Source organism: Runella sp. SP2 (genome assembly GCF_003711225.1).
Taxonomy (GTDB): domain Bacteria; phylum Bacteroidota; class Bacteroidia; order Cytophagales; family Spirosomataceae; genus Runella.
Genome location: NZ_CP031030.1, coordinates 6524591 through 6551222, shown reverse-complemented (window position 1 = coordinate 6551222; position 26632 = coordinate 6524591). Strand labels below are relative to the sequence as shown.

The following is a 26632-nucleotide window of genomic DNA, read 5'->3' as shown; positions in this document are numbered from 1 at the left end:
GGCCAAACAAAAATAACATCTTGCCCAAGCATCTCAAATGATTTTATTGTTATTTTCGATAAACAAAAAATTTTATTTTGTTTATAAATCAAAAACGTACAATTTTTTATCCATTCACTCCAATTTTAGCCCTAATGAAACCTTTGCTACTTTTGCTTTTTCTCAGTTCAGTTACCTTTCAAGCCATCGCTCAAACAGTCTCCTTTTATGGAAGCCCTACCTCTCCTATTTCTTCGGGAGCCGTAGTACCTGCGGGCAAACAACTCCTCTGGACCAGTGGAGTAACGGCAGGAGTAGCCGACAGTACTGCGGCGGAAGGTTCTTATGCCCGTTTTGGAGACACTAAAACGCAGGCCATCAACATTTTAAAAAACCTTGAGAAAGCCGTAAAAGCCAAAGGTCTTACGTTCAAAGACGTTTTGATGCTTCGCATTTATGTCACTCCCGACCATTTTAAAGGCAACAAACACGATTATCAAGGTTGGTTCGACGCGTATGCTCAGTATTTTGGTACCAAAGAAAACCCCACCAAACCCACCCGCTCTACGCTTGGGATTATGGCGCTTACGCATCCTGACAAATTCATCGAAATTGAGCTGGTAGCAGTGTTTCCATAGCGTAGTGTTAGAAAACAGAGGTTCGTTTCTTATGGTACTAAACCTCTTACTTTCTATGCTCATGCGTCTGTTTCTTCTTTCTTTCGCTATTTGTTGTTGCCATTTGGGTTTTTCTCAAAACTGGTACAAAGGCAATTTGCACACGCACTCGCTCTGGAGCGACGGCGACGACTACCCCGAAATGATCATGGATTGGTACAAAAACAATGGCTATCATTTCGTAGGCTTGTCTGACCACAATACGTTTCAAGAAGGCGAAAAATGGGTTAATGTGCCCCGCGTTCCTGAGCGCCGACGCACGTTTGAGCGTTATCTTCGCACCTTTGGCCCCGATTGGGTACAGTATAAAAAAGGGCCGAATGATTCCCTAAAAGTTCGGCTCAAAAACCTGAGCGAATACCGCTCGTATTTTGATGAAGCAGGCAAATTTCTCATTTTGAAGAGCGAGGAAGTATCGACAAGCTACGACAGCAAGCCGATTCACATCAACATGACGAATGTGCAAAACCTCATTCGTCCCCAACGCGGTAATAGTGTAGCCGAAGTAATGCAAAACAACATCGACCTGCTCGTTGCGCAGCGTCGCCAAACGGGCCAGCCGATGTTTCCGCACATCAACCATCCCAATTTCTTCTACGCCATCACCGCCGACGACCTCATGAAGCTACGACACGAGCGTTTTTTTGAGGTGCACAACGGCCACCCGCTGGTCAACAATTACGGCGATGCCAAACGCGAAGGCACCGAGTCGATGTGGGATAAAATCAATACGCATTTTGTACGCCAAGGACGCCCGCTTATGTACGGTCTTGCCACCGACGATAGCCACAATTATCAGTTTTTTGGGCTAGAATACAGCAACACAGGGCGTGGTTGGGTGATGGTCAACGCTCCTTCGCTTGCTCCTCGTAGCATTATTGAAGCTATGGAAGCAGGGCGATTTTATGCTACTTCGGGCGTCGAACTTACTTTTTTACACCAAACACCCACGTCGTTTTCGTTTCGGATTAAAACCGAACCTGACATTTCGTACACCATCCAATTGATTGGCCTTAAAAAAGGAAAAGACAAAGCGGAAATCTTGCGGGAATTCAAAAGCACAGAAGCAAGCTATACCCTAACTGATGATGATTTATGGGTGCGCGCCAAGATTATTTCTTCTAAAGCCAAGTACAATCCGTACAGCGCGGGCGAGCTAGAAACCGCTTGGATTCAACCCATTGCACGCTTACAAACGCCTACGCTTCCCTCCGATGTAGTACCCTTGCCAAACGCCCATGCCCACAATGACTACGAACAGTCGCGGCCATTGTGGGATGCCCTTGAACAAGGCTTCACGAGCATCGAAGCCGACGTGTATCTCATCAACGATACGTTGTTTGTCTCGCACGAACGCCCAACCTTCAACAACCCCGCTACCACACTCGAAAACTTATACTTAAAACCTCTTACTGAACACATTAACCAAAACAATGGCCTTGTTTATCCCAACTACAAAGGCCCCGTTTATTTGATGATTGACTTTAAGACGGAAGCAGAAAATACCTACAAAGCCTTGGATAACTTGTTGCAGTCATACCGTGGTATCCTTACCTCGCACAAAGGAAACACACCCACCAAAGGAGCTGTCACTGTCTTTATTTCGGGAAATCGCCCCATTGAAACGCTTCAAAAGGCCAAAACGCGGTTGGCTTCTTTGGATGGCCGACCTGCTGATTTAGGCAAAAAACTGAGTCCCGAACTCATGCCTGTCGTCAGTGATAATTACAACAATCATCTGACATGGCGCGGCAAAGACGAGATACCCGCCGAGCAGTTTCAGAAGTTACAGGCGTTGGTACAACGGGTGCACAAAGAAGGTAAAAAACTCCGTTTATGGGCGTGCCCCGAAGACCCTACCGTCTGGGCCAAGCTCCGCGAAGCAGGCGCTGATTTCATAAGTACCGATCAGTTGGAGCTGGTGAAAGAGTTTTTGAAGAAATAGCTTTTTAAATCATAATAATTACCCCACAAGATGTGTAAGAAGGCTTATAATATCTTGTGGGGTTCTGTGAAAGTGTTTAGCTGTACTTAGCCAGCACCTTGGCTTGCTGCTGAAGCGCCTCTATAAATTCAGCCCTCAAGCGGGCAATCAAGTCCGCCGTTGGCAAATTATCTTTGATGGTTGTCACACCCTGCCCTGCCGACCAAATCGTTTTCCACGCTTTGGCTTCGGCCTTTGCGGCGTCAAGTTCTTCGCCAAAATCAATTTTTTTTGATTTACCCCAAAGTTCTTCCGTAATGCCCATGGCTTCAAGGCTGGGTCGTAAAAAGTTCGCATTAACGCCTGATACCGCCGCCGTATAAACGATGTCACTGGCACCGCTGTCGATAATCATCTGACGGTAAGCTTCATCGGCCATACTTTCGGAAGTATTGATAAAACGTGTACCCATGTAGGCCAAATCAGCGCCCATTTGCAAGGCCGACGCAATGTCGCGCCCCGTACTGATGCAACCTGAAAGCAAAATAGTTTTGTCAAAAAAGCTACGAATTTCGGCGACCAACGACATCGGGTTAATCGTTCCCGCGTGGCCACCCGCGCCTGCCGCTACCAAAATCAAGCCATCCACTCCTGCTTCGGCTGCTTTTTCGGCGTGGCGTTTTTTGATAACATCGTGGAAAACTAATCCACCGTAGCTGTGAACGGCATCGACCAGCATTGACACCGCGCCCAACGAAGTGATAATCAACGGCACTTTGTGTTTGATACACACCATCAAATCAGCCTGTACCCGTGGATTGGAATGGTGCACAATGAGGTTTACGCCAAAAGGAGCCGCTTTTTTTCCCGTTTCTTGCTCAAAACGAGCCAATTCGTCTTTGATTTGAACCACCCATTCTTCAAAACCTTCGGTGGTACGTTGGTTGAGGGCAGGAAAAGTGCCAACGACTCCATTTTTACAACATTCGATAACTAGCTGAGGGCCAGAAATAAGAAACATGGGTGCGGCTACTGCTGGTAGCGAGAGCGCATCAATAAAAGGTACTTTTGCCATCGGTTTTTGGAATGTATGAAGTTTAGGAAAATAATACTGACGCTAATCTCGTCAATTATTTTAATTCAACTCCACATCTTGCCATTTTCCTTCTAACAAAACCCGTTGATGGGTATAACCCGCCGCCCGTGCTGCCTCAAAAGCCAACGGAAACGAAGCCGTAATTTCTTCGGGTCGATGGCTGTCGGAGTTGATACAAATGGGAATGTTGAGCGCATTCATACGCGCAATAATCCACGGAGAAGGGTACAACTCCAGCCCACGTTTGTAATTGCCTCGGGTGTTGATTTCGACAATACAGCCCGCTTTTTTAATTGTTTGAAGCGTTTCTTCCATCAAAGCCACGTACCATTCTTCCGATTCGTCGAACAGCGGACGTGCTTCGTTGTGCATTTTGATTTTGTCTAAGTGCCCCACAATGGGCGGTGCATCGGTTTCGACCATTTGCCGAATGATACCGTAGTATTTTTCTAAAGCAACCTGAATATTCCCGTCATAAAGGGTATCCAAACAAGCCAAAAACTCTACCGAACTACCGTCGATTTCCCAAGGTTGCCCAAATTGGTTTAACTCCACATAATGCACCGAACCAACGCAATAATCAAGCATCGGAAAGTCTTTAGGCCCTATCCCTGCTGAGGAAAAAGGTGCTGTTATTTCACCCCTCCCTAACTGGGGAGGGGCAGGGGGTGGGGTTTCGGGCAAAAAATCTACTTCTAAGCCAATGTACAGTTCGATTTGGCCCTTGTATTTTTCTTTAAGTGCGGCAGTTTCGCGCAAATAATCGTCGAGGCGAGCGGCTTTCATGCTCCATTGGTTTTCAAACGGAACGGGGCAATGCGACGAAAATCCAAAGGCGCGAAGCCCTTGAGCTATCGCGCCTTGTACTTGTTGTTCTAAAGAGCCTTTGCCATCACAATAATGGCTGTGGCTGTGGTAATTGGTGATTATCACTTCAGTAGTTTTAAGCTTCACGATTTTACGGCATTTTTTCTTTGAGCATTGCTTTACGAACAATACTCAAATCCGCTTTTTTTAAAAACGTATTCGCCGCCTTCAGCTTTTCTTCTACTACTTGCTCATTACTTTTTCGCACTGTAGTTTCTTTTGAAATGTTCGTTTTCATCGTTTTATGATAAAGCGGCATAACGATATTGTATCTGAGGCTGACCAAATGGATAATAAGACTCGTTCATCTGGTTCTTACTTTTGTGGCAACGTCTCCAATGCCTTCTCCAAACGAGCGATGACTTCGTCTTTGCCTAAAATCTCCATCGCAAGCATCAAATCGGGGCCGTGGCCTGCGCCAGTGGCGGCCAAGCGAAGTGCCTGCATCACTTTTCCCATTTTTACTCCTACTCGTTCTGCCGCAGCAGCCCATATTGCTTTGGCCGACTCCGCTAAAAAGTCGCCTTCATAGACTTTCAAATCTTCTACATAAGCCGTAATGGCCTTGATAGCATCGGCATTCCATTTACTAGCCACCACGGCCTCTTCGTACTCCGCAGGCATTTCAAATAAGAACGACGCCTCACTCAAAATTTCTTGCGGGAACGTCACACGGTCTTTCATCAAATGGACAACTTTCAACAAGTCAATCGGTTTACCGTTTCCAGTTTGGGGTTGAGAGGTTGAGCCATCCGTTGTGAGCTGTAAACTCGAAACTAACGCTTCGTCGCTCAATTGCTTGATGTACTGCTGGTTAAACCACTTGGCTTTGGTAATATCAAAACGCGCTCCTGCTTTGTGAATACGCTCCAACGAAAAGGCTTGAATCAATTCGTCCATGGTAAACATTTCTTGCTCGGTGCCTGGGTTCCAACCCAAAAACGCCAAAAAGTTGACCACCGCATCTTTCAAATACCCGTCTTCACGGAAACCACGTGCTACCGTGCCCGTGCTAGGGTCGGTCCACTGCAATGGGAAAATCGGGAAGCCGCCCAAGTCGGCGTCGCGCTTTGAAAGTTTGCCATTCCCTTCGGGTTTGAGCAACAACGGCAAATGCGCAAACTGCGGAGCAGTCCACCCAAAATACTGATACAACAACACGTGCAACGGTGCCGACGGCAACCACTCTTCTCCGCGAATCACGTGCGTGATTCCCATCAAATGGTCGTCCACAATGTTGGCAAGGTGGTAGGTCGGCATTCCGTCCGATTTCAACAATACTTTATCATCAAGCGTCGATGCGTGAACAACCACCCACTCACGAATGATGTCTTTGAAACGAATGTCTTGCTTGGGGTCAATTTTGATACGCACCACGTACGGGTCGCCGTTGGCTATCCGACTAGCCACTTCTTCGGCCGACAACGTAAGGGAGTTGGTCATTTGCAAACGCGTGATGGCGTTGTACTGAGCGGCATCGGCCCCTGCTTCTTCCAAACGCTTCCGCATGGCCTCAATTTCTTCGGCGGTATCAAACGCATAGTACGCTTTTCCCGAGTTAATCAACTGGTCGGCGTACTGACGATACATTTCTTTTCGCTCCGACTGACGGTAAGGCGCGTGTGGCCCACCGACGCCTTGTCCTTCGTCGATTTCAATTCCTACCCATTTCAACGCCTCCAAAATATATTCTTCTGCTCCAGGCACGTACCGATTTTGGTCGGTATCTTCAATACGAAGGAGCATTTTTCCGCCATTTTTACGGGCAAACAAATAATTATACAATGCCGTACGAACCCCTCCAATGTGAAGCGGCCCCGTAGGACTAGGTGCAAAGCGAACTCTTACTGACATGTTAGTCGTTAATGGTTATCCGTTAAAGGCCGCAAAGTTACCACAAAAAGGCCATTCTTACGGGCACCTCTTGACAACTTCGTCAATAAGTTGTTATTTTCAATATCGAACTCCTTCTAACAACCATCATGAGCCGAGCCATTTGCTTTTTATTTCTTTTTGGTTTGTTGGTTAGCTTCCAAACGGGGTCAGTCAACTACTATTCACTGTCTTCCGATGATTTTTTAAAACTCCCCGAAGTCACTCAAACTATCAATGCCAAGCACCCCAACTACGCGTTGCTCGATGCGGCTATCTTCCATACCACCAACATCGCCCGTCGTACGCACGGACTCTCCCCACTTCAACATGGATTGGGATTGCAACAAGCAGCTCAGCAATTTGCCTCCGACATGATTCAGATGGGTTTTATAATCATGTCCACCTCTACAGTCCTTCTTTTGCCAAACTTACCCAGCGTGTTGAAACCTTCACCCTAGAATACAGCCGAGTAGCCGAAAACATTGGTCAATACCAATTGGTCGATACGCCGCCCGAATATTGTTGCCGCCGAAAACGCGACGGAAGTTTTGAGTATTTTAACTGTGACAATAAGCATTTGCTAAAAGTATTTAATTACCTCGATTTTGCCCAATACGCCGTCAATGAATGGATGAATTCACCTTCGCACCGTCACAATGTACTTGATTCTACTTATACCCATTTGGGATGCGCCGCTCGGCTTTCTAAAAATCCTTACCAAGAATGCCGTGCTCCTTTTGGGCGATTTGTGCAAAATTTTGGAAAAGTAAAAACGAATTAGACGACCTTCTACCAGTAAAATCGCACAAAAACCGTCATTTTTTCGGTTATTTGCAGCCTCAATGACCCTCATACGCCATGGCGCTGCTCGACACCCTCGTTTATGAATTTCAAAAAGAAGATTTTTTGATTTCAACAGACAAATCAAAGCTTGATACTTCGGTGATTCTTCCCTTTCTGTCCACCCAATCGTACTGGGCCGAAAACATTCCACTCGACATCATCGAGCGCTCCATTCAGAACTCTTTTACTTTTGGGGTGTATCACCACCAAACCCAAATCGGTTTTGCCCGCGTCATTACGGATTTTGCTACGTATGGGTATTTGGGCGATGTATTTATTTTATCGGACTATCGTGGCCAAGGGCTTTCTAAGTGGCTGATGGATTGCATTTTCAATCAAATTCCTGAACTACAAGGCTTCCGACGCTGGACGCTGGCAACGGCCGACGCCCACGGCTTGTACGAGCAATACGGATTTACGAACCTCGCCCGCCCTGAGCGCATGATGGAAAAAGTTAACTTTACGAAATATTAATTCAAAAGAGCAAATATGCTTACCAAACGCATCATTCCCTGCCTCGACGTCAAAGATGGACGTACTGTAAAGGGAGTCAATTTTGTTAATCTTCGCGACGCAGGTGACGCCGTTGAATTGGCCGCCGTTTATGCCGAACAAGGCGCCGACGAATTGGTATTTCTTGACATTACGGCCACGGTCGAAGGCCGCGGAACGCTTCTTGAATTGGTACGCCGTGTGGCACATACCATCAATATTCCGTTTACAGTAGGCGGAGGGATTTCGTCCAAAGCCGACGTATCGGCTCTTCTCAACGCAGGCGCCGACAAGGTATCTATCAACTCCTCGGCCGTACGCAACCCCGACTTAATCAACGAATTGGCGTTAGAATTTGGGAGTCAGTGCATTGTGGTGGCGATTGATACAAGAAACCTCACCCCAACCCTCTCCTTTCAGGAGAAGGAGTCAGATTCCCCCTTCTCTTGGAAGGAGAAGGGGCAAGGGGATGAGGTTCACCTCGTCCACACCCACGGCGGCCGCAAACCTACCGAACTCCACACCCTCGACTGGGCCAAAGAGGTGGAAGAGCGCGGTGCGGGCGAAATTTTGCTTACGTCGATGGATGCCGATGGCACCAAAAATGGCTTTTCTTTGGAGCTAACAGCGGCTATTTCCAAAAACGCCAACATCCCCGTCATTGCTTCGGGAGGGGCGGGTTCGATGGAACATTTTTACGATGTGTTTACGGAAGGATATGCCGATGCAGGACTCGCAGCCAGCATTTTTCACTTCAAAGAAATCGAAATTCCTGCCCTGAAGCAGTACCTCCACGAGCGTGGCGTACCGATGCGGATGTCGCGCTAAGATTGGTGTTTGTCCAGAAATTCTTTGAAGCTTTTGCGGTACGTATCACTGATGGGAATCCAGTTTTTACCAATCTGGATTTTCTCTTTGTCAATCGCTTCGATGGCGTCAAAAGAGACAATGTACGAGTGATGCACCCGAATAAACTGATGCGCACTGAGCTGTACCTCGAGCGACTTGAGGGTTTGGAGCGTCACGATTTTCTTTTCTTTGGTATAAATCGCGACATAATCTTTGAGCCCCTCGATGTACAGCACATCGCACAGGCGAATCTTCACCAGCTTTGTCCCGTCTTTGACAAAAATTGAGGGTAAAATAGGTGTTTCAACAGCCGCTGGCACAATATCGGGCAGCGTCGCGGGCATTTGTGAAACCGAAGCACCTAGCCGCTGCGTCACTTTTTCGACCGCCTTCAAAAAACGCTCTAGCGTAATTGGCTTCAAAAGATAATCGACCACATCCAGTTCGTAGCCTTCAAGCGCGTATTCCGAATAAGCCGTTGTCAGAATGACAAGTGGTTTTTTGGGCAAAATTTTCAGCAACGAAATCCCAGTAATTTCAGGCATTTGAATATCCGAAAACAAGACATCCACCGTATTTGTCCGCAAAAAATCAAACGCCGCCAGCGGATTTGAAAATGATTTTACAAGCTTCAAATGAGGCAATTTTAGGATGTATTGTTCTAGGAGGTTTCGGGCCAAAGGCTCATCTTCTACCACCACGCAGGTAAGGGTCATACTAAGTTCAGTTTTAGGCGTACACAGTACTCATCGGTAGTGTCTTCGACCTCTAATTCAAAGTTATCGGGATAACTTAATTCCAAACGCCGTTTTACATTTTGTAGCCCTATTCCCGACGATTCGTCGGAGTGAGTCGCATTAATAGGCAATTTACTGTTGGCCACCGTATAGACACACGCCATGCCTTCAATCACCAAATCAGCTTTGATCCACGACCCCGAAAAATTGTTACTCACGCCGTGTTTGAAGGCATTTTCCAAAAAACTAATCAGAATTAGAGGCGCAATCAGCACGCCATCAATGTTGCCTTTGACTTCAAAAAGAATTGGAATCGGCTCGTTGAGACGTAGTTTTTCGAGACTAATGTAGTTTTCCATGTACTCAATCTCCTTGACCAACGGCACTTTGGGGTGGTTGGAATCATAAATCATGTACCGCATCATTTGCGATAATTTCGCAATCACTTCGGTCGTATTGGGAGAATTGGTAAAGGCTAAATAATAGAGGTTGTTGAGGGTATTAAACAAAAAATGTGGGTTTATCTGTGCCTTCAAAAACCGAAGCTCCGACGTAAGTTTCTCATTTTCAATCTCTTTTTTCTTGGCTTCGAGTTCAAGCCAGCCTTCCGCAAATTTGAGCATTCCGACAAAAATCACAATAAAAAGCGTCGTCAACACCACGTTTACGGTAAACTTATCTTCGTAGAAATAGCAGATTTTGTGGGTATTACCGTCGATTAAATGGCGTTTTAACAAAATAAACGCCCGCACCAGCACCGCAAACGGCACCGAAAACTCCAATATGTATCGGAGTAGGCTTTTATGCTTGAGATAACGGGATAAGAAAAAGAAATAATTGAGATATACCACCAACATCATAAACAACACCTCAAACGAAGTATTCTTAAAAGCATCCCAAAAAGTCACTTCTTGCCCTCGAATCGGGAAACGAATTTGGTAGAAGAAAAACGAAAAATAAACGCACCAAAATGAAAGGTGTAGCAGTAAGATTCGGTAGCGTTTAATGAACGGTTGCATCAGAGCAGGGTAAAGTGCGTAACACTTGTCATCTAATTAAAAGGAGGAACACAGATTGCGTGTGAATTGAAAAGTAAAATTACGGTAAAAAGTCCGAAAAATAAGTGCCTGATTTTTAGTTACCCCCTGTCCTGTGCTAAGTTTTCTACTTTCTTTCTTTTTCAATCGACCATTTATCCCAAATTTTCTACCTCTCCGACTTGCCGCCCCCCTAACCGAACAGCCGATAATTTTCGGATAACCGTCGAAATCTCCCCTTTGATGTCAATTCTTTGTTCTTGTTTTGTCTCGAACCAAAAATTCGTTTCGACTCACAAATCAATTTCAATCACAATGAAAAGAATCACTTTAGTAGCCTCAGCCTTGTTGGTATCGTTTGCCACTTTTGCTCAAACCACGTGGAAAGTTGACAAAGCTCACGCAAAGTTAGGGTTTACTGTCACCCACCTTTTAATGTCGGAAGTAGATGGAAACTTCAAAACGTTTGACGCCACTATCACTTCTTCTAAGGAAGATTTTAGCGATGCGTCTTTTGAATTGACGGCCGACTTAGCTACTGCCAATACAGACAATGAAGGCCGCGATGCGCACTTGAAAAGAGCGGATATGTTTGATGTTGCTAACCACCCAACGTTGACTTTCAAAAGCACATCTATCTCAAAAGTAGCTGACAAAAAATACAAATTGAACGGAAATCTTACCATCAAAGGCGTAACAAAACCTGTATCGCTTGACCTTACATTGACAGGGGTTGGCAAAGATGGCCGTACTCAAAAACCCAAAGTAGGTTTTAAAGCAGTAGGCACTATCAAGCGCACCGATTTTGGCGTAGGCGGTATGCCATCGGCAGTTGTTAGTGAAGAAGTAGAACTAAGAGCGTTGGGCGAATTTAACCAACAATAACCCATTTTCACTTACCAAAGTCTTGACTCAAAGCGTCGGATAGCTTAGCTTCCGACGCTTTTTTGTTTCTTCCCCTGACGGTCGGGTTGTGAGCAACCCTCGGCACGAGTTTTCAAAAAAACTCCCCTAGTGCGCCTTTGTTCTGGACTCGAATCCCTTTTTCGGTCATTTCTACGGTACAGCAATCGTGCAGTGGATCGTGGTCAAAAAATAAAATGTACTTTTCGTCCAAAGCTTCTTTGAGTAGCTTTTCTTTCTCTTTCATTGTTTCAAGCGGGCGCACGTCGTAACCCATCACGTACGGCAGCGGAATGTGCGCATGAGACGGAATGGTATCGGCCATAAACACGACCGTTTGACCTTTGTACGCAATTTTCAGCATGGTCATCTTTTCGGTATGCCCATCTACGTAAACAGGCTGCACATTGGAACCGAATGGATTTTCAATTTTATCCGAAAAAAACAATTGCCCCGCTTCCTGAATCGGCAAAATGTTTTCCTTAAAAAACGTTGCTTTCTCACGGGCGTTTGGCTGAGTCGCCGTTTGCCAATGGTCCGAATGTGTCCAATACTTGGCCTTGGAAAAAGTAAGTTCGTAGCCCGTTCGGTCGCGGTTCCACTTGACGCCCCCACCGCAATGGTCGAAGTGTAGGTGCGAGAAAATCACGTCCGTCACCTCGTGTGCGCCAAAACCTGCTTTTTCGATAGATTTCACCAGTTCTCCTTCCCCGTGGCGATAATAAAAGGCTTGCCATTTGGGGTCTTGTTTGTCGCCCATTCCTGTATCAATGAGCATGAGTCGGTTGCCATCTTCGACCAGTAAGCAGCGCATGTCCCAACTACAAAGGTTATTTTCATCGGCAGGAACCAACCGATTCCAAATCGTTTTGGGCACTACGCCAAACATAGCCCCGCCGTCGAGTTTAAAATGTCCTGCGTCAATCACGTGTAAATTCATATGTGCAAAAAAGGATAAGAGTGATGGATGAGTTTGTGAAGGTGTAATTGGCTCAAAACAACTAAATTCTCCCAAAACTCGTTATATTTACCGTATAAAAATTACTTTCCGATGACAGCGGTACTTGTAAATGACTTTGCACCTGGACAAACCGAGGCTTTTACCTTGGAGTTAGAAGACGACATGGACGATGTGGCGTTCTATCGGTTTTGCCGCCGCAACGACCACCTTCGCTTTGAACGTAATCCAGACGGAACCATCTTAATCATGCCAAACACTGGAGGAAAAACAGGCATTAGAAACACAAAGATTGTTTCTCGCCTAGACATGTGGTCTGAATCCCACGATGGAAAAGTATTTGATTCATCAACGGCATTTAAGCTTCCCAACTTCGCCACTCGCTCGCCTGACGCCGCTTGGGTAAGCGATGAACGTTGGAATGAATTGAGTGACGAGGAGCAAGAACGTTTTCCGCCCATTGCCCCCGATTTCGTTGTTGAACTCATGTCGGCCAGTGATCATCTCAAAAAAGCCCAAGAAAAAATGCTCGAATACATCGAAAATGGCGTTCGACTCGGTTGGTTGATTCAACCCAGCTCCGAAACCGTTTTTATTTACCGCGCCGATGGCACCATTAGCAAAGTAAACACTTTTGACCAAACGCTCTCAGGTGAAGATGTCCTGCCCAATTTTGAATTTCCACTCCGTCTTTTGCGTTAAAGTTTGATTACATTGTCAATTTGCGGTTTGCCTATTGCTTACTTTCATTAACTGAATGAATACAGATTTAAAGAGAATACTCATCGTCGAAGACGACTCCCGCATTGCCCAGAACATCAGCAAAGGACTGCGCGAAAAGGGTTTTGATACCGAAGTAGCCTACGACGGGCTGATTGGTAGCAAAATCGCGTCGGCCAATCATTTTGATTTAATTATCCTCGATATCAACCTGCCGTCGATGAACGGCTACGAGGTTTGTAAAAATATTCGTCAACGCAATCCCAATGTTCCTATTTTGATGCTAACGGCACTGGGCGAAGCCGATGACAAAATAGAAGGTTTCAACGTCGGAGCTGATGACTACATTGTCAAACCATTCGACTTTCGGGAACTACTGGCACGGGTTAACGTATTTCTCAAACGCTCACATTCGGATACCGAACCCGCAGGCGGCAACACCCTTCGCGTGGCCGACCTCGAAATCAATGTCGATACCAAAGCCGTTACGCGCTCAGGCCAGACCGTTGACCTTACGCCCAAAGAACTAGCCTTGCTCGAATACTTGGTACGCAACAAAGGCCGCATTGTGTCCAAAGCCGACATCGCCGAAAAGGTGTGGGACATGAATTTCGACAGCGGCACCAACGTCGTTGAGGTATATATTAACTTTCTCCGCAAGAAAATTGACCGTGATTTTGAAACCAAACTCATTCATACCAAGTCGGGAATGGGCTATGTTTTGAAAGAAGATGCCTAGTTTTCAAGGGCTAATCCCTCACTTTGGGTGATAAATTTGTACAGAATCTGCCCTAAATTGCTGCACTTTTTCAACTAACCACTTTATTTGTTCCATGAAAACAAACTGTTTACTCGCGGGTCTGCTCGTTAGCAGTATGGCCTTTGCGCAAACTAATCCGCCAATCATGAGTGATAATCCACTTTTGCAGCCCTTTCCAACGCTGCACCAGACACCGCCTTACGACAAAATTAAAGTTGAGCACTTTTTGCCCGCCGTCAAAGAAGCCATGGTAGAAGGCCGCAAGGAAATCGACGCCATCGTCAATAATCCTGCCAAGCCGACGTTCGACAATACCATCGTGGCGCTTGAGCGCGCAGGCGACTTATTGAGCCGTATTACGCCCATCATGTTCCACTTAAACGGTGCCGAAACTACGCCCGACCTCCAAAAGTCCATTCGCGAAGTTAGTCCATTGTTGACCGAATATGGCAACGATATTTCGCTCAATGAGAAGCTGTTTGCTCGGGTAAAAGCCGTTTGGGACCAACGCGATAAACTCAAGCTTGGGACAGAGGAAGCCATGTTGCTCGAAAAAAGCTACAAGTCGTTCTCACGTAACGGTGCTAACCTCAACGCCGCCGACAAAGAAAAACTTCGCGGCATGAACAAAGAGCTTTCACAACTTTCTATTGAATTTAGCGAACATAATTTGGCCGAAACCAACGAGTACGCACTCCAAATTACGGACGAAAAAGACTTGGCTGGCCTCCCTGCGTTTGTAAAAGATGGTGCCAAAGCTACTGCGAAACGCCTCAACAAAGAAGGCTGGGTATTTACGCTTCAAGCGCCTAGCTACGGGCCGTTTATGCAATATGCCGACAACCGTGAGCTTCGTAAAAAACTTTGGTTGGCTTACAACAAACGCGGTTTTAACGGCGACAAAAACGATAACCAAGCCATTATTCAAAAAGTGGTAAAACTCCGCCACGAAAAAGCCAAGTTGTTGGGGTACAAAACGTGGGCAAATTACATTTTGGAAGAGCGCATGGCCGAAACGCCCGAAAAAGTATTGGCCTTTGAAACCGAAATCCTCAGCTACGCCAAACCTGCCGCCCAGCGTGAGTTGAAAGAATTGACCGATTACGCCAAGAAAAACGGTTTCTCGGAAGATGTGTTGCAGCGTTGGGATGCGAGTTATTATGCCGAAAAACTCAAAAAAGAGAAATACAGCATCAACGACGAGCTATTGAAGCCTTACTTCAAACTCGAAAACGTACTTGATGGCTTATTTACGCTTACCAACAAGCTGTACGGACTTACTTTCAAGGAAAACAAAAACATTCCAGTATGGCATCCAGAAGTAAAAGCCTACGAAATTTTTGACGAAAAAGGCCAATTACTTTCGGTATGGTATGGCGACTACTTCCCACGCGCAGGAAAACGTGCGGGTGCTTGGAACAACACCACGCTTTCGCAGCATTTTGAAGGAACGAAAGATGTTCGTCCGCACGTGGTAAACGTTTGTAATTTCACTCGCCCAACTGATTCTCAGCCATCGTTGTTGACCTTCCGCGAGGTGCAAACGCTCTTCCATGAGTTTGGTCACGCTTTGCACAGCATGATGTCGCACGTGAAATACGAAACTGTGAGCGGTACCAGCGTATCGTGGGATTTTGTGGAGCTTCCAAGCCAGTTTATGGAAAACTTCTGTACTGAACCAGAAGTATTGAAGCTTTTTGCGAAACACTATCAAACGGGCGAAGTAATTCCTAATGAGTTGATTGAGAAAATCAAAGCCTCGTCAAACTTCCTTTCGGGCTTAGGAATGGCGCGCCAAATCAACCTTGGCCTAACCGACATGGCGTGGCACAACGGCGAACCTACGGGTGCATCAGTAGCTGAAGTAGAGAAAAAAGTAGCCGAGAAAACCGACCTTTACCCAATCGTGCCTGGTACGGCGGTGAGTACGTCGTTCTCGCACATTTTTGCGGGAGGATACTCGGCAGGATACTATTCGTACATGTGGTCGTCAGTATTGGATGCCGATGCGTTTGAAGCCTTTAAGGAGAAAGGCGTTTTCAACAAAGACGTTGCTAAATCGTTCCGCGACAATATCCTTTCAAAAGGAGGAACCGAAAAGCCGATGGTATTGTACAAGCGTTTCAGAGGTCGGGAACCAAAACCCAATGCCATGCTAAAACGCGATGGATTAGCCTTATAAAAACAAAAGAGCCGCTCTCGAACAGAGCGGCTCTTTTGCTAGTTAAGCGACAAACGTCGCCTCCTAAAATACTGATTAAGGATGAAGGTGTACTTGTCACTAAAACGTTCATAGCACCAAGCACGTAATTGCTTAACATCTTCCGGCAAAAGCACCTTTAATGCCTTACGTAACTCTTTTTCAAACAGTTTCTTGTCAAAACTCACTTTCACAAGCACGGTTTTGATGAACTCTAACATAGTTGCCATAATCATAACAGGATTTTAACGAACGCTAAGAGAATGATGGAATAAGTACTTTCACAAAATTAACGTCAAAGGTTAGGAGTTTTATACGCCCAGTATGTTAATTTTGCATTAAAGATAACGATGAAACAGGGGAATTTATATATACTTTTTTTAATTTTTTTTTGCACTATATCTTCATCGTGGGCGCAAAATGACGAAAACCCCTTTTCCGTTGAATTTAGCGGGACTGAAATAGGTATTAACGAGCCTTTTGTCATCTCAGTAAAAATCACCGACATTGACCCAATCCCGCTTATTTCGTTTCCTGATAACATCAAAAACTTTCAAAAGCGGGAAAGTTCGCGATCGAGCTTTACGAGCAAAGTTGGAGGCAAAACCGTTATCACCTACACCATTTCCCAAAACTACTACCCCATCAAAACGGGAACATTCTTCACGGGGCCGCTCGAAATTTTGGTGAATAAACAGGTATTACGTTCGGAAGGAACGTCGGTGGTAGTAGGAAAAACCGCCAATTCGGAAGAATCAGCTGACGAAATGGAGGCCATAGATTCTGAACTTGCGCAAGAAGCAACTACGGGTGCGTTCTTGTCGGTACGGGTAGATAAACGCAAAGTATATGTCGAAGAAGGGTTTAACCTGCGGCTTTCGCTGCTTGTTTCGGAAAGTAATGCTACTGAAATGGATTTTTTTGAGGTAGAAAAACAACTCGAAAAAATCCTTAAAGCCCTCAAACCTACCAACTGTTGGGAAGAAAATTTCGGCATCCAAGAGATTCCCGCCATTCCAATCCTAATTGGCGGCAAAGCTTTTACCGAATACCGCATTTACCAAGCGTCGTTTTTCCCCCTTAATAATCAAGCTATTCGGATTCCCGCCGTGACGCTGACGATGCGCGTAATGGCCAAAAATTTATCCGAAGAACAAACACCTTCCTTTCTTAGTTTCTCGTCGCGCCCCGTGTCAATCCAAGTCCAAACCCTGCCTACTCACCCGCTTCGCAATCAGGTATTGGTAGGAAATTTTCGGCTTGAAGAAAAAATTAGCACGACTCAACTAGAAACGGGCAAAAGCTACCGTTATGATTTTAAAATCATTGGCGACGGCAATATCAAGTCGATTCAAGAGCCTACGTTTACCAACAAAGCCCTGTTTGATGTTTATCCGCCCGATGTAGAGGACAATATTTTGCGAAAAAAGGGGCAAATTGCGGGCGAAAAAACATTTCGTTACCAAATCATCCCCAAACAAAACGGATCTTTTGATCTGAGCAACAACGTTTTTTGGGTATTTTTTAATCCTCAAAAGCAGAAATACGACACGTTGCACTCAACCTTAAAGCTGGTCATTACGGGAAAAAACATTCAAAATACCCAACTAGCGGGGGAAACGGTGGAGTCGATTTATAACGGAATTGAACACTGGGACACCACCAAGTTTGTGTTTGACTACCAAAAAATCATTCGCAATGTGGCCAACGTTTTGGTCGTCCTTATGTTAATAAGTATGTTTCTTATCTTTCGGAAATAATGAGTAGTACCTACGGAAAACTTTTCAAAATAGCCACTTTTGGCGAATCACACGGCGCCGCCATCGGCGTAGTTGTTGAAGGCTGCCCAGCGGGTGTTCCTTTCGACTTGGCTTTTATTCAGCAAGAACTCGACCGCCGCAAACCAGGCCAGTCGCGCATCACTACCCAGCGCCGCGAAGCCGATACCGTGCAGGTATTGTCGGGCGTTTTTGAAGACAAAACAACAGGCACGCCGATTGCCATGATGATTTGGAACGAAGACCAACGCAGCAAAGACTACTCGCACATTGCGCAGCAGTTTCGTCCTTCTCACGCCGATTTTACCTACCAAACCAAATACGGCGTTCGCGATTATCGCGGCGGTGGGCGCAGTTCGGCCCGCGAGACGGCCGCCCGCGTAGCCGCAGGCGCTTTGGCAAAATTGGTACTGAAAGACCTCGGCGTCGATGTACAAGCATACGTATCGCAAGTAGGAAAACTCAAACTTGAAAAAGAATACCACGAACTCGACCTATCGCTTACCGATACCAACGCCGTGCGCTGCCCTGACCCCGAGATGGCGCAAACGATGTTTGATTACATCGACGACATTCGCAAACAAGGAGATTCGATTGGCGGAGTGGTCAGTTGTGTCGTCACAGGCGCGCCCGTAGGTTGGGGAGAACCCGTTTTTGACAAACTCCATGCCGAAATGGGCAAAGCGATGTTGAGCATCAACGCCGTCAAAGGCTTTGAGTACGGCAGTGGTTTTGCTGGCGTAGAACTGCAAGGCTCAGCCCACAACGATGCTTTTTATACCGACGAAACGGGCCGCGTTCGTACCCGTACCAACCATTCGGGCGGCATCCAAGGCGGTATTTCCAACGGCGAAGACATTTTCTTCCGCGTGGCTTTTAAGCCCGTAGCAACCATTATGCAAGACCAAGAAAGTGTGGATCAAAATGGCGAATCTATTACGGTTCAGGGAAAAGGCCGCCACGACCCATGCGTATTGCCACGGGCCGTACCGATTGTCGAAGCCATGGCCGCACTGGTGCTGGTTGACTTCTATCTACGCGATAAAAGCGTTAGGCATAATTTTTGATAGTATGCTACTTTATCGTAAATTTGTTGTTTATTAAACATACGTTTTACTATGAAATTTACCGTATCGTCGTCAGTATTGCTAAAGCAACTTGCCGCAATCAACGGCGTCGTTTCAACCAACCCTATCGTACCGATTCTTGAGAATTTTTTATTCCAACTCGACGGTGGTTCGCTTACCGTTACGGCTTCTGATTTACAGACCGTAATGATTACCGAAATCCAAGTAGAGTCGTCGGACAAAGGAGCGATTGCCATACCTGCTAAATTACTTTTAGATACCTTACGCGGTCTTCCAGAACAGCCCATCGCCATCAAAGTAGATAGTGATACGTTTGGGATTGAAATTGTGTCTGAAAACGGTCGTTATAAACTCTCGGGCGAAAACCCGATTGACTTCCCTAAGATTCCCTCGGTCAATCGAGCGTTTTCAGTAGAGTTGTCTTCTACCGCCCTTATGAGTGCCATTGTAAATACCATTTTCGCCACTAGCACCGACGAACTTCGTCCTGCCATGACGGGCGTATTTTTGCAACTAGGCGCCAACCACGCAACGTTTGTAGCTACCGACGGCCACCGCTTGATTCGCTACCGTCGCTTTGATGTCAAATCAAACGTAGATACAACGATGATTATTCCGCGCAAAGCGCTCAACTTGCTCAAGTCGTCGTTGCCTGACAACGTTTCTGTAAAGGCTGAGTTTAGCCAATCAAACGCGTTTTTTAGCTTTGCCAATATCAAAATGATTTGTCGGTTGATTGACGAGCGTTTCCCAGATTACGAAAACGCCATCCCAACCAATAACCCGAACGTGCTGACCATCAGTCGCGGCGAAATCTTAAACTCGCTTCGTCGTATTTCAATTTATTCAAACCGTACGACCCACCAAATCCGTCTTAAATTGACGCCTCCTAACGAATTGGTCATTTCGGCCGAAGACTTGGATTATTCAAACGAAGCCAACGAGCGTTTGCTTTGTGAGTACAATGGTGACGAAATGGAAATTGGATTCAACGCGAAGTTTTTGATTGAGATGCTTAACAACGTTAACTCAAACTCCTTGTCGTTTGAATTGTCGGCGCCCAACCGCGCGGGTATCGTTGTTCCGCTAGAAAAAGAAGACGACGAAGAGATTTTGATGCTCGTGATGCCAGTGATGCTCAATACCTACGCATAAGGGATGAAATCATCAAAAGAATTACTAATGCCGAGTCTCTCGGCATTTTTTTTGACCGTGCTACCTTTCATTACCAGTTCGGCGGTAGGTTGGTGGCTCGTTCAGAACGAAGGTTACATTCGGAGTTTTAGCGCGACCGAGTGGTTCATTGCGTCGTTGGTATGCGCGTTGGCTTGTGCCTTGGCCCTCACACCTCCTACCCTTTTGGCCTTTGTTTTTGGGTATTTTCTAGGTTGGATTGCGTTGTTACCATTGATCTTGCTAAACCTCGCCGCTATCGCTCTGGTGTACGCCTTCATGCAGCGCCTCAACCGCGACAGTCTGCTGCGCTACTTGTCACAGTTTCCCAAAGTAGCGCGTTTTCTCCAACGCATCCACGGGGATGAAATTCGATTTGTATTTTTCACCAAGCTTTCGCCTGTCTTGCCTTTTGCCCTTACCAATCTCATGTTTGCATTGATGGGACTCCGCTTTCGGAACATCATTTGGGGAGGATTTTTGGGCATGATTCCCCGCACGGCGCTTGCGGTGTGGGTCGGGATGGAAGCCCAACAAATCAAACAACTCCTTCAAAACCCCAACCAAGGACTTGAAAGTAGGGTTATCATCATTGGCTTAGTCATTCTCTCCGTCGTTGGATTGCTTCGAGTGGTTGCTCCTAAAAATCAATAAGATACTACTAGCGATCATTAAGCGTTAAAGAGCAAAACCTCTTTGCCAATGAAAACTGCGACTATTTGTATCTTTCTCCTAATCAGTGGTTATCTCTTTGCCCAAAGTAAAAAAGGAATTTTACTAGGCTATCACGAAAGTATTCACGCCTCTAAAAACGGGGTTTCGTTCCGTCATAGCCCCCAAGTGGGCTATTTTTTGCGTCAAAAATGGCTCGTAGGGGCTTCGCTTCCACCTTCCTACAAAAGCCAAACACTTCTCAATACGTTTCTATCTCCCGATGAATATGTCCAAAACAAAGGAATCGTTTCACCATTTGTCCGACGGTATCTATTTGACGATGCCAAATGGCAATTTTTCATCCAGGGTTCTTTTGATATTTTTCGGGTTAAATCAAAAGTCGCTTCGTTGCAAAATCTAAATAATAAATGGAACCTTGGAAGTTCATTTACCCTTGGACTTACTCATTTTATAGGCTCCTCTGTTTCCCTTGATTTTTGCTACATTCGCCCCCTTCTCAAGGGCCGAATTGAAACCCTTCCTATCAACAGGATTCCTTATCTTAAATTAGGCATTAATTATCACTGGAAGGTAAAAAATAACTTCAAAGAGATCAATTTTAGACGAGGCGTACCAAGTTTTGAAAACTTGGAAGGGCTAACTTTTCCACCATTCCGCTACTTTATCCACAAGTCGATGATGGCCTGTGGATAATACCACTACGGGGATAGAAGGGAGGCGTTTGGTGAGGGGTAAAATGTATTTTTGTGGCAAAAGAGCGTCGTATTTTCCCAAGAAAATACGTACATCTACGTCATTTTTTTTTACCAATTCCGCAATCAGCGCACAATTGGGACGAATTGTACTAAAACCAATCCACGAACGATATACGCGCTCACGTTGGGCGGGAGTAGCGAGTGTGGATTCGGCAAATTTGACTGCACTTTTGTTCACTAAACCTATTTTAGTGAGCATGTTTGCCAAGGTTTTAAAAGAAGAGAGGTTATGAACAAAGAAAGAGAAGAGTTTTTTTGCCACCCAAAAACGCGTTGCCAAACGGTACCACGGGCTTTCGGTGATACCGTCGGGAGCTAGTAACCAACACGATTCTATCTGAGGAGCTAACAGCTGAAGGGTCGCCAAGGCAAACTTTCCACCCATACTAAAACCCATCACCGAAAATCGCTCAATACCTTCTTCCGACAATACTTCTTGGATGTACGCTTTCCACGCCTCCATCGACAGTTTTTCGTCCGTCAGGGCGGGGCTTTGACCATGAAAAGGTAGGTCAAAAAGGTAAAAGGTGTATTGTTCTTTTAAGACTTCGACCAAAGGTAAAAAACAACGGTGGTCTTGGCCAATGCCGTGAAAAGCAAACATAACTTTAGGGCCATGTCCGTGGACAAACCTTACAGGTTTTGGAAACCTGTAAGGTTTAGAATGAGGGTTAGAATCATTAGTATCCGATGCTCGTATCATCGCCACGCGGGTCAGAGCCTCCTTCCATTGTTCCGTCAGGACGGATTAAAATACAATCCATTCGTCCAATGGTATTTCGTTGCATTTCAAGAATATATCCTTTATCCTGCAAACGTTTTATGACCGACTCCGTAAACGCACCATTTTCAAACGTCGTTTTGTCGGGCAGCCATTGGTGGTGAAACTTGTAGGCATTGACAGCCTGCTGCATGGTCATACCGTGTTCAATGACATTCAAAATCGTTTGAAACACCGACGTGATAATCGTTGAGCCACCTGGAGTTCCTACCACCATGTACAGTTTTTTGTTTTTCTCCAAAATCGTTGGTGTCATTGATGAAAGCATTCGTTTGCTGGGCGCAATGGCGTTGGCTTCGTTGCCAATCAGACCAAACATATTTGGAACGCCAGGTTTGATGCTAAAGTCATCCATTTCGTTATTCATCAAAAATCCTCCGCCTTTGACCACCACTCGGCTGCCATAACCTCCATTGAGGGTCGTAGTGATAGATACCGCATTTCCTTCCTTGTCCACAATCGAAAAGTGCGTTGTTTCTAAGCTTTCGTAACCAGGAATAAGCCCCCCGTCAATTTCTTTGCTATTGGTTGCCTTGTTGAACGTAAAATCCTTCCAACGGTTTTTCAGATATTCGTCTGATGTCAACTCTTTGATAGGTACTTTTACAAAATCGGGATCACCCAAAAACTTCGCACGATCGGCATACACGCGGCGCTCAGCTTCAATCATTACTTGAATCGTAGAATCGGAATGCCAGCCCCAACGCTTGAGTGGATACGGCTGAACAAACTTCATCAATTGCAATAACGCCACGCCCCCACTCGATACTGGCGGCATCGTAATGAGCTTATAATCTTTGAATTTCCCCACTAAAGGTTCACGCCAAGTGGCATGGTATTGCAGAAGGTCTTCGGAAGAAATAATACCTTTTCCGCGCTCCATTTCGGCCACTAACAAAGCCGCCGTTTCGCCTTCGTAAAATCCTGCACGGCCTTTTTGTTGAATACGGCGCAGGGTTTGTCCGAGGTCTTTTTGCACCAACAAGTCTCCTTCTACCCAATCTTTACCATCGGGGCGACGGAAGTAAGTCGTATCAGTATTTAGTTTTTTAAGGTCATTTTTAATTCGGTTAAGTCCCGTAGCCTCTTTTACGGTCAGCACAACTCCCTTTTCGGCCAAATCAATGGCAGGTTGGAGCAACGTAGCCCACGCAAGTTTCCCAAACTTTTTGTGGACTTCCACCATTCCGTCCACCGAGCCAGGTACTCCACTTGCCAAGTGCCCCGACAGGCTTAACCCCTGGATGACATTCCCGTCGGCATCGAGGTACATGTCTTTATGGCCTTTGAGCGGGGCTTTTTCCCGAAAATCAAGGGTATAATTTTTGCCTTTTTTGGTGCGATACACAAAAAAACCACCACCACCGATATTTCCAGCCGAAGGATGCACCACCGCCAAGGCAAACTGTACCGCCACGGCAGCATCGGCGGCATTGCCTCCCATTTTTAAAATTTCAACGCCTACCCTAGAGGCTTCTGGATGCGCTGATGCCACCATGCCATTGGAAGCAATAACTCCTTGGCGGTCAGAATAAAAGGGCTTTTGAGTTGGGTCTTCGGTCAGGAACTGGTAAAACCCTTTACTTTCTTTCACATCTTGTGCCAAAGAAAGCGAGCTAACGAAGGTAGCTGCTACCAAAAAATAGGAAAGTTTGTTCATAGAAGTGCGAAGGTGAATATTTCGGGTTTCAAGTTACAAAAAGTATTTTATTACTGATAGTAGGCTTTTTCGTTCTGTAAAATACCCTATCAATGACTTTCACCAAATTTACCCTTCTAACCACAAATTTTAATCTGTCTTAATCTACATCTATTTTGCTTCAAGACGAAAAGTTTTACAAATTGCACGTTAATAACCCTACTCATACAACATAAACATGTCTAATTTTAACGATGATGAAAACTTCAGTTTTGAGGAGAACTTCGACCCTGAAGAAGCTAAACACAACTATGAACAAGAAAGAAGTCGCGTAGAGAGCCTTCCCATTATGAAACAAGCCCGTGAAATCTACAAAATTGTAGATTCATTAATGTCTCTTATTGAAGACGACGGCTGTTTCATGGATCACTACCGCGAGACCATTTTTCAGGATGCTGCCTTGATTCGCGCAAAAATTGCAGCAGCGGAAGGGGCTGACTTGTACAGCCTACGAATGGAAAATGCCGTTCTTGTTAAGATTCACGCACGGAGCTTAGAGGCTCACACCTATGGCCTTGAAATGATGGATTTCAAGGAAGTACATTACCTTGAAGTATTGCGCGAAGCCATCGAAGATTTTCGATTGCTTTTTATTCAATGGGTTGCCTCGTTTGACAAAGCCAATGACATTCAAGACAATTGGGGACCCCTGTTTTGCTAAAAGTGAAAGCACAGTGTGTCATCAAGAATTAGCGGCTAAATCTCAAATAAAAAACCTTTAGCGGCTAATTCTTGATAACGTTTCTCATCAAAACGAAAATAATACGCTCCTCTCCGCGAAGTCCCTTTTTGCTTCTCTTTTAGTTTCTGTAACAGGTTCATGTTCAGAATCTTCTTACTAAAATTTCGTTTATCTAACGGCCGTCCCAAAATCGACTCGTAAAGATTTCGGAGCTCAAGCATGGTAAATTTATCGGGCAAAAGCTCAAACCCAATCGGCTGGTAACGCACCTTGCGGCGGAGTTGTTCGAGGGCTTTTTGAAACATCTGAAGGTGGTCATAGACCAAGTCAAGTTGCGGTATTTGGGAAATAGGATGCCAAGTAGCACCGTACTCGTGAGATAGCTTCGGCAAGGTCGGCTCTACTTCGATGAGAGCATAGTAGCAAGTCGTTATTACACGCTCGGTAGGCACACGATACACCGCCCCAAACGTATATACCTGCTCCATATACACATTATCGAGCCCCGTGAGGCGTTCTACAGTGTTGCGTGCGGCATCATCAATGTTTTCTTCAGGATGCACAAACCCGCCCAATAACGCCCAATAGCCCTTGAATGGATCGTACAAAAAGCGGTGCAACAGCACGTGTAACTCAGTGCCATAAAAACCAAAAATAACGCAATCGACCGAATTGAGTAAGCCTATCTCTCCTTGGTGGTAGTGAGGACTAGCAGAGGCATCACGGAATTGTGCAATAGCCGAAGAGGCCGAACGAGCGGGGAACGAATCGAGCATGGAACCGAATACAGATAGGTTGATGACTTAAAAAGCTACAATGAATTTAAAAATACCGTATTTTTAGTAGTAATCACTGCGCCTAACGGCTTCTATTTATTGGCTTTCGGTACAGGAAAAGCCACATCTGCTAGAAATTCGTATATTTGACGCCACTAAACAATATTCTCCTATTCCATTCCGTTTTTGACACAGCAAAAAACCAACAGTAATGATCCTACTTCAAGCGCAAACCGCCGTTGACTCTGTAGCTACCGCAGCCTCTGCACAAGGAATTTCTCTATTTGATTTAGTAATGAAAGGTGGTTGGGTAATGATTCCCCTCCTCATCATGTTTTTCCTGACGTTGTTTTTGATTATTGAACGCTGGCTCGCCATCAACGCCAACGGCAAGCTCGACGAAAGCTTTATTGATAATTTAAAGGATTTTATTCAACAGGGAAACATCAAATCGGCCGAATCGCTTTGCCGTAATCAACGTTCAGCAGCGGGTCGTATCTTTGAACGAGCCATTGGCCGCATCGGTTACTCAATCAAAGACATCGAAAGTACCATCGAAAACGCCAGCCAAATCGAGTTGTCTCGTCTTGAAGGTAACCTTTCGTATTTGGGGGTTGTGGCAGGTATTGCCCCTATGTTAGGGTTCGTCGGAACGATTTCGGGTATCATCAATATTTTCTACAGCATTTCTCAATCCAACGACTTCAATATCAGCACCGTAGCAAGCGGTATGTACGAAAAAATGGTCACGTCGGGAGCAGGTTTGATTGTGGGTTTGATTGCCTACATGGGCTATCACTTGCTGAACATGAAAATCGACCGCATTGCGCTTAAATTGCAATCAGGCGCGTTTGATTTCTTGGATGTGTTGCAAAAGCCAATCACTCGCTAATTTTGTCAAACGCATTGCTATCATGAAAATACGCCGTAAAAGTAAATTTGCCCCCGAGGTATTTACCCATTCTTTGAACGACATCATGTTTTTCTTGATGTTGTTTTTCCTCATTATTTCGACCATGGTCAACCCCAACGTCATTAAGCTCATGTTGCCCAAGGCGTCGGCGGCCCAACAAATGCAGAAAAAACAAACCACCGTGGCAGTCGATTCTGAAAAGAACTATTTTATCGACCGCGAACCCGTTGCCAAAGACCAACTTGAGACGCAACTTGCCACTATTTTTAACGGTGTAGAAGATAAAACGGTCATTCTGCAAGTCGATCAAACGGTTTCGGTGCAAGACCTCGTAGATGTATTGGCCATTGGTGCCAAGCTCGACATCAAAATGGTGATGGCGGTTAAGAAATAAG

Annotated in this window: 29 protein-coding genes; 18 read left to right on the top strand and 11 right to left on the bottom strand. The window is 45.5% G+C overall.

What is annotated here, in order from left to right; translation table 11 throughout:
• Positions 1 to 134: 134 nt before the first annotated feature.
• Both DTQ70_RS26435 and DTQ70_RS26430 read left to right on the top strand, forming a co-directional pair.
• Positions 135 to 617, top strand: coding sequence for a RidA family protein (locus tag DTQ70_RS26435; RefSeq protein WP_122933582.1), 483 nt, complete (start codon positions 135 to 137; stop codon positions 615 to 617).
• Between the two features lie 61 nt (positions 618 to 678).
• Positions 679 to 2601: a histidinol-phosphatase gene (locus tag DTQ70_RS26430; RefSeq protein ID WP_122934570.1), complete on the top strand. Its 1923-nt coding sequence runs from the start codon at positions 679 to 681 to the stop codon at positions 2599 to 2601.
• Positions 2602 to 2677: 76 nt separating this feature from the next.
• Here DTQ70_RS26430 and DTQ70_RS26425 read toward each other — a convergent pair whose 3' ends face one another.
• From DTQ70_RS26425 to gltX, 4 genes are all read right to left on the bottom strand, one after another.
• Complete coding sequence (locus tag DTQ70_RS26425; protein WP_122933581.1) at positions 2678 to 3655, bottom strand: nitronate monooxygenase family protein; 978 nt, start codon at positions 3653 to 3655, stop codon at positions 2678 to 2680.
• 60 nt (positions 3656 to 3715) lie between these two features.
• A complete protein-coding gene (locus DTQ70_RS26420) occupies positions 3716 to 4630 on the bottom strand; it encodes a histidinol-phosphatase (RefSeq protein ID WP_164490219.1) in 915 nt (304 codons plus the stop codon).
• A 4-nt stretch (positions 4631 to 4634) separates the two neighbouring features.
• Complete coding sequence (locus tag DTQ70_RS30895; protein ID WP_164490218.1) at positions 4635 to 4781, bottom strand: hypothetical protein; 147 nt, start codon at positions 4779 to 4781, stop codon at positions 4635 to 4637.
• 77 nt (positions 4782 to 4858) lie between these two features.
• Entirely contained in the window at positions 4859 to 6397 is a 1539-nt protein-coding gene (gene gltX, locus DTQ70_RS26415) for a glutamate--tRNA ligase (protein ID WP_122933579.1), read from the bottom strand.
• A gap of 128 nt (positions 6398 to 6525) precedes the next feature.
• Between gltX and DTQ70_RS30890 the strand changes: the two genes are divergently transcribed.
• From DTQ70_RS30890 to hisF, 4 genes are all read left to right on the top strand, one after another.
• The gene (locus tag DTQ70_RS30890; protein ID WP_164490217.1) at positions 6526 to 6876 is read left to right on the top strand and encodes a CAP domain-containing protein; all 351 of its coding nucleotides are present in this window, start codon (positions 6526 to 6528) and stop codon (positions 6874 to 6876) included.
• Positions 6877 to 6914: 38 nt separating this feature from the next.
• On the top strand, positions 6915 to 7199 hold the full coding sequence (locus tag DTQ70_RS30885) for a CAP domain-containing protein (RefSeq protein WP_164490216.1): 285 nt from the start codon (positions 6915 to 6917) through the stop codon (positions 7197 to 7199).
• 77 nt (positions 7200 to 7276) lie between these two features.
• The gene (locus DTQ70_RS26405; protein WP_122933577.1) at positions 7277 to 7735 is read left to right on the top strand and encodes a GNAT family N-acetyltransferase; all 459 of its coding nucleotides are present in this window, start codon (positions 7277 to 7279) and stop codon (positions 7733 to 7735) included.
• Positions 7736 to 7750: 15 nt separating this feature from the next.
• On the top strand, positions 7751 to 8581 hold the full coding sequence (gene hisF, locus DTQ70_RS26400; protein WP_122933576.1) for an imidazole glycerol phosphate synthase subunit HisF: 831 nt from the start codon (positions 7751 to 7753) through the stop codon (positions 8579 to 8581).
• Here hisF and DTQ70_RS26395 read toward each other — a convergent pair.
• Both DTQ70_RS26395 and DTQ70_RS26390 read right to left on the bottom strand, forming a co-directional pair.
• A complete protein-coding gene (locus DTQ70_RS26395; RefSeq protein WP_122933575.1) occupies positions 8578 to 9318 on the bottom strand; it encodes a LytTR family DNA-binding domain-containing protein in 741 nt (246 codons plus the stop codon). The two genes, hisF and DTQ70_RS26395, sit on opposite strands and share 4 nt — an antisense overlap.
• The gene (locus DTQ70_RS26390) at positions 9315 to 10358 is read right to left on the bottom strand and encodes a sensor histidine kinase (protein WP_122933574.1); all 1044 of its coding nucleotides are present in this window, start codon (positions 10356 to 10358) and stop codon (positions 9315 to 9317) included. Before DTQ70_RS26390 ends, DTQ70_RS26395 begins: the two co-directional genes overlap by 4 nt.
• A 333-nt stretch (positions 10359 to 10691) precedes the next feature.
• Here DTQ70_RS26390 and DTQ70_RS26385 point away from each other — a divergent pair, with 333 nt between their 5' ends.
• The gene (locus DTQ70_RS26385; protein ID WP_122933573.1) at positions 10692 to 11261 is read left to right on the top strand and encodes a YceI family protein; all 570 of its coding nucleotides are present in this window, start codon (positions 10692 to 10694) and stop codon (positions 11259 to 11261) included.
• Between the two features lie 112 nt (positions 11262 to 11373).
• Here the strand turns inward: DTQ70_RS26385 and DTQ70_RS26380 are convergent, their stop codons facing one another.
• Positions 11374 to 12219, bottom strand: a complete 846-nt coding sequence (locus DTQ70_RS26380) for an MBL fold metallo-hydrolase (RefSeq protein ID WP_122933572.1) — start codon at positions 12217 to 12219, stop codon at positions 11374 to 11376.
• Positions 12220 to 12330: 111 nt separating this feature from the next.
• Here DTQ70_RS26380 and DTQ70_RS26375 point away from each other — a divergent pair, with 111 nt between their 5' ends.
• From DTQ70_RS26375 to DTQ70_RS26365, 3 genes are all read left to right on the top strand, one after another.
• Positions 12331 to 12939, top strand: a complete 609-nt coding sequence (locus tag DTQ70_RS26375; RefSeq protein ID WP_122933571.1) for a Uma2 family endonuclease — start codon at positions 12331 to 12333, stop codon at positions 12937 to 12939.
• Between the two features lie 55 nt (positions 12940 to 12994).
• Positions 12995 to 13696, top strand: coding sequence for a response regulator transcription factor (locus DTQ70_RS26370; protein ID WP_122933570.1), 702 nt, complete (start codon positions 12995 to 12997; stop codon positions 13694 to 13696).
• A 94-nt stretch (positions 13697 to 13790) separates the two neighbouring features.
• Positions 13791 to 15899 (top strand): M3 family metallopeptidase, encoded by a 2109-nt coding sequence (locus tag DTQ70_RS26365; protein ID WP_122933569.1) that lies wholly within the window; start codon positions 13791 to 13793, stop codon positions 15897 to 15899.
• A 38-nt stretch (positions 15900 to 15937) separates the two neighbouring features.
• On the opposite strand, the gene DTQ70_RS26360 is transcribed toward DTQ70_RS26365, so the two are convergent.
• Entirely contained in the window at positions 15938 to 16147 is a 210-nt protein-coding gene (locus DTQ70_RS26360; protein ID WP_028524930.1) for a hypothetical protein, read from the bottom strand.
• A 120-nt stretch (positions 16148 to 16267) separates the two neighbouring features.
• Here DTQ70_RS26360 and DTQ70_RS26355 point away from each other — a divergent pair, with 120 nt between their 5' ends.
• Genes DTQ70_RS26355 through DTQ70_RS26335 form a run of 5 tightly spaced genes read left to right on the top strand, consistent with a single transcriptional unit; the run spans position 16268 to position 21324 of the window.
• A complete protein-coding gene (locus DTQ70_RS26355) occupies positions 16268 to 17677 on the top strand; it encodes a BatD family protein (protein ID WP_122933568.1) in 1410 nt (469 codons plus the stop codon).
• Entirely contained in the window at positions 17677 to 18762 is a 1086-nt protein-coding gene (aroC, locus tag DTQ70_RS26350) for a chorismate synthase (protein ID WP_122933567.1), read from the top strand. The genes DTQ70_RS26355 and aroC overlap by 1 nt, the downstream gene beginning before the upstream one ends.
• Before the next feature lie 51 nt (positions 18763 to 18813).
• Positions 18814 to 19938 (top strand): DNA polymerase III subunit beta, encoded by a 1125-nt coding sequence (gene dnaN / locus DTQ70_RS26345; RefSeq protein WP_122933566.1) that lies wholly within the window; start codon positions 18814 to 18816, stop codon positions 19936 to 19938.
• Between the two features lie 3 nt (positions 19939 to 19941).
• Entirely contained in the window at positions 19942 to 20610 is a 669-nt protein-coding gene (locus tag DTQ70_RS26340; protein WP_122933565.1) for a TVP38/TMEM64 family protein, read from the top strand.
• A 48-nt stretch (positions 20611 to 20658) separates the two neighbouring features.
• Entirely contained in the window at positions 20659 to 21324 is a 666-nt protein-coding gene (locus DTQ70_RS26335; RefSeq protein ID WP_122933564.1) for a hypothetical protein, read from the top strand.
• Here the strand turns inward: DTQ70_RS26335 and DTQ70_RS26330 are convergent.
• Together DTQ70_RS26330 and ggt are read right to left on the bottom strand one after the other, a co-directional pair.
• Positions 21268 to 21990 carry an alpha/beta fold hydrolase gene (locus tag DTQ70_RS26330; RefSeq protein ID WP_164490215.1) on the bottom strand — a complete coding sequence of 241 codons (723 nt, stop codon included), beginning with the start codon at positions 21988 to 21990 and terminating at the stop codon, positions 21268 to 21270. The two genes, DTQ70_RS26335 and DTQ70_RS26330, sit on opposite strands and share 57 nt — an antisense overlap.
• A gap of 76 nt (positions 21991 to 22066) precedes the next feature.
• Positions 22067 to 23827 (bottom strand): gamma-glutamyltransferase, encoded by a 1761-nt coding sequence (gene ggt, locus DTQ70_RS26325; RefSeq protein WP_122933562.1) that lies wholly within the window; start codon positions 23825 to 23827, stop codon positions 22067 to 22069.
• Between the two features lie 217 nt (positions 23828 to 24044).
• Here ggt and DTQ70_RS26320 point away from each other — a divergent pair, with 217 nt between their 5' ends.
• On the top strand, positions 24045 to 24527 hold the full coding sequence (locus DTQ70_RS26320) for a hypothetical protein (RefSeq protein ID WP_122933561.1): 483 nt from the start codon (positions 24045 to 24047) through the stop codon (positions 24525 to 24527).
• A 35-nt stretch (positions 24528 to 24562) separates the two neighbouring features.
• On the opposite strand, the gene DTQ70_RS26315 is transcribed toward DTQ70_RS26320, so the two are convergent.
• The gene (locus DTQ70_RS26315; RefSeq protein ID WP_122933560.1) at positions 24563 to 25324 is read right to left on the bottom strand and encodes an NrtR DNA-binding winged helix domain-containing protein; all 762 of its coding nucleotides are present in this window, start codon (positions 25322 to 25324) and stop codon (positions 24563 to 24565) included.
• 211 nt (positions 25325 to 25535) lie between these two features.
• Here DTQ70_RS26315 and DTQ70_RS26310 point away from each other — a divergent pair, with 211 nt between their 5' ends.
• Together DTQ70_RS26310 and DTQ70_RS26305 are read left to right on the top strand one after the other, a co-directional pair.
• Positions 25536 to 26216, top strand: a complete 681-nt coding sequence (locus DTQ70_RS26310) for a MotA/TolQ/ExbB proton channel family protein (RefSeq protein ID WP_122933559.1) — start codon at positions 25536 to 25538, stop codon at positions 26214 to 26216.
• A gap of 22 nt (positions 26217 to 26238) precedes the next feature.
• Complete coding sequence (locus DTQ70_RS26305) at positions 26239 to 26631, top strand: biopolymer transporter ExbD (RefSeq protein WP_122933558.1); 393 nt, start codon at positions 26239 to 26241, stop codon at positions 26629 to 26631.
• Position 26632: the final 1 nt, after the last annotated feature.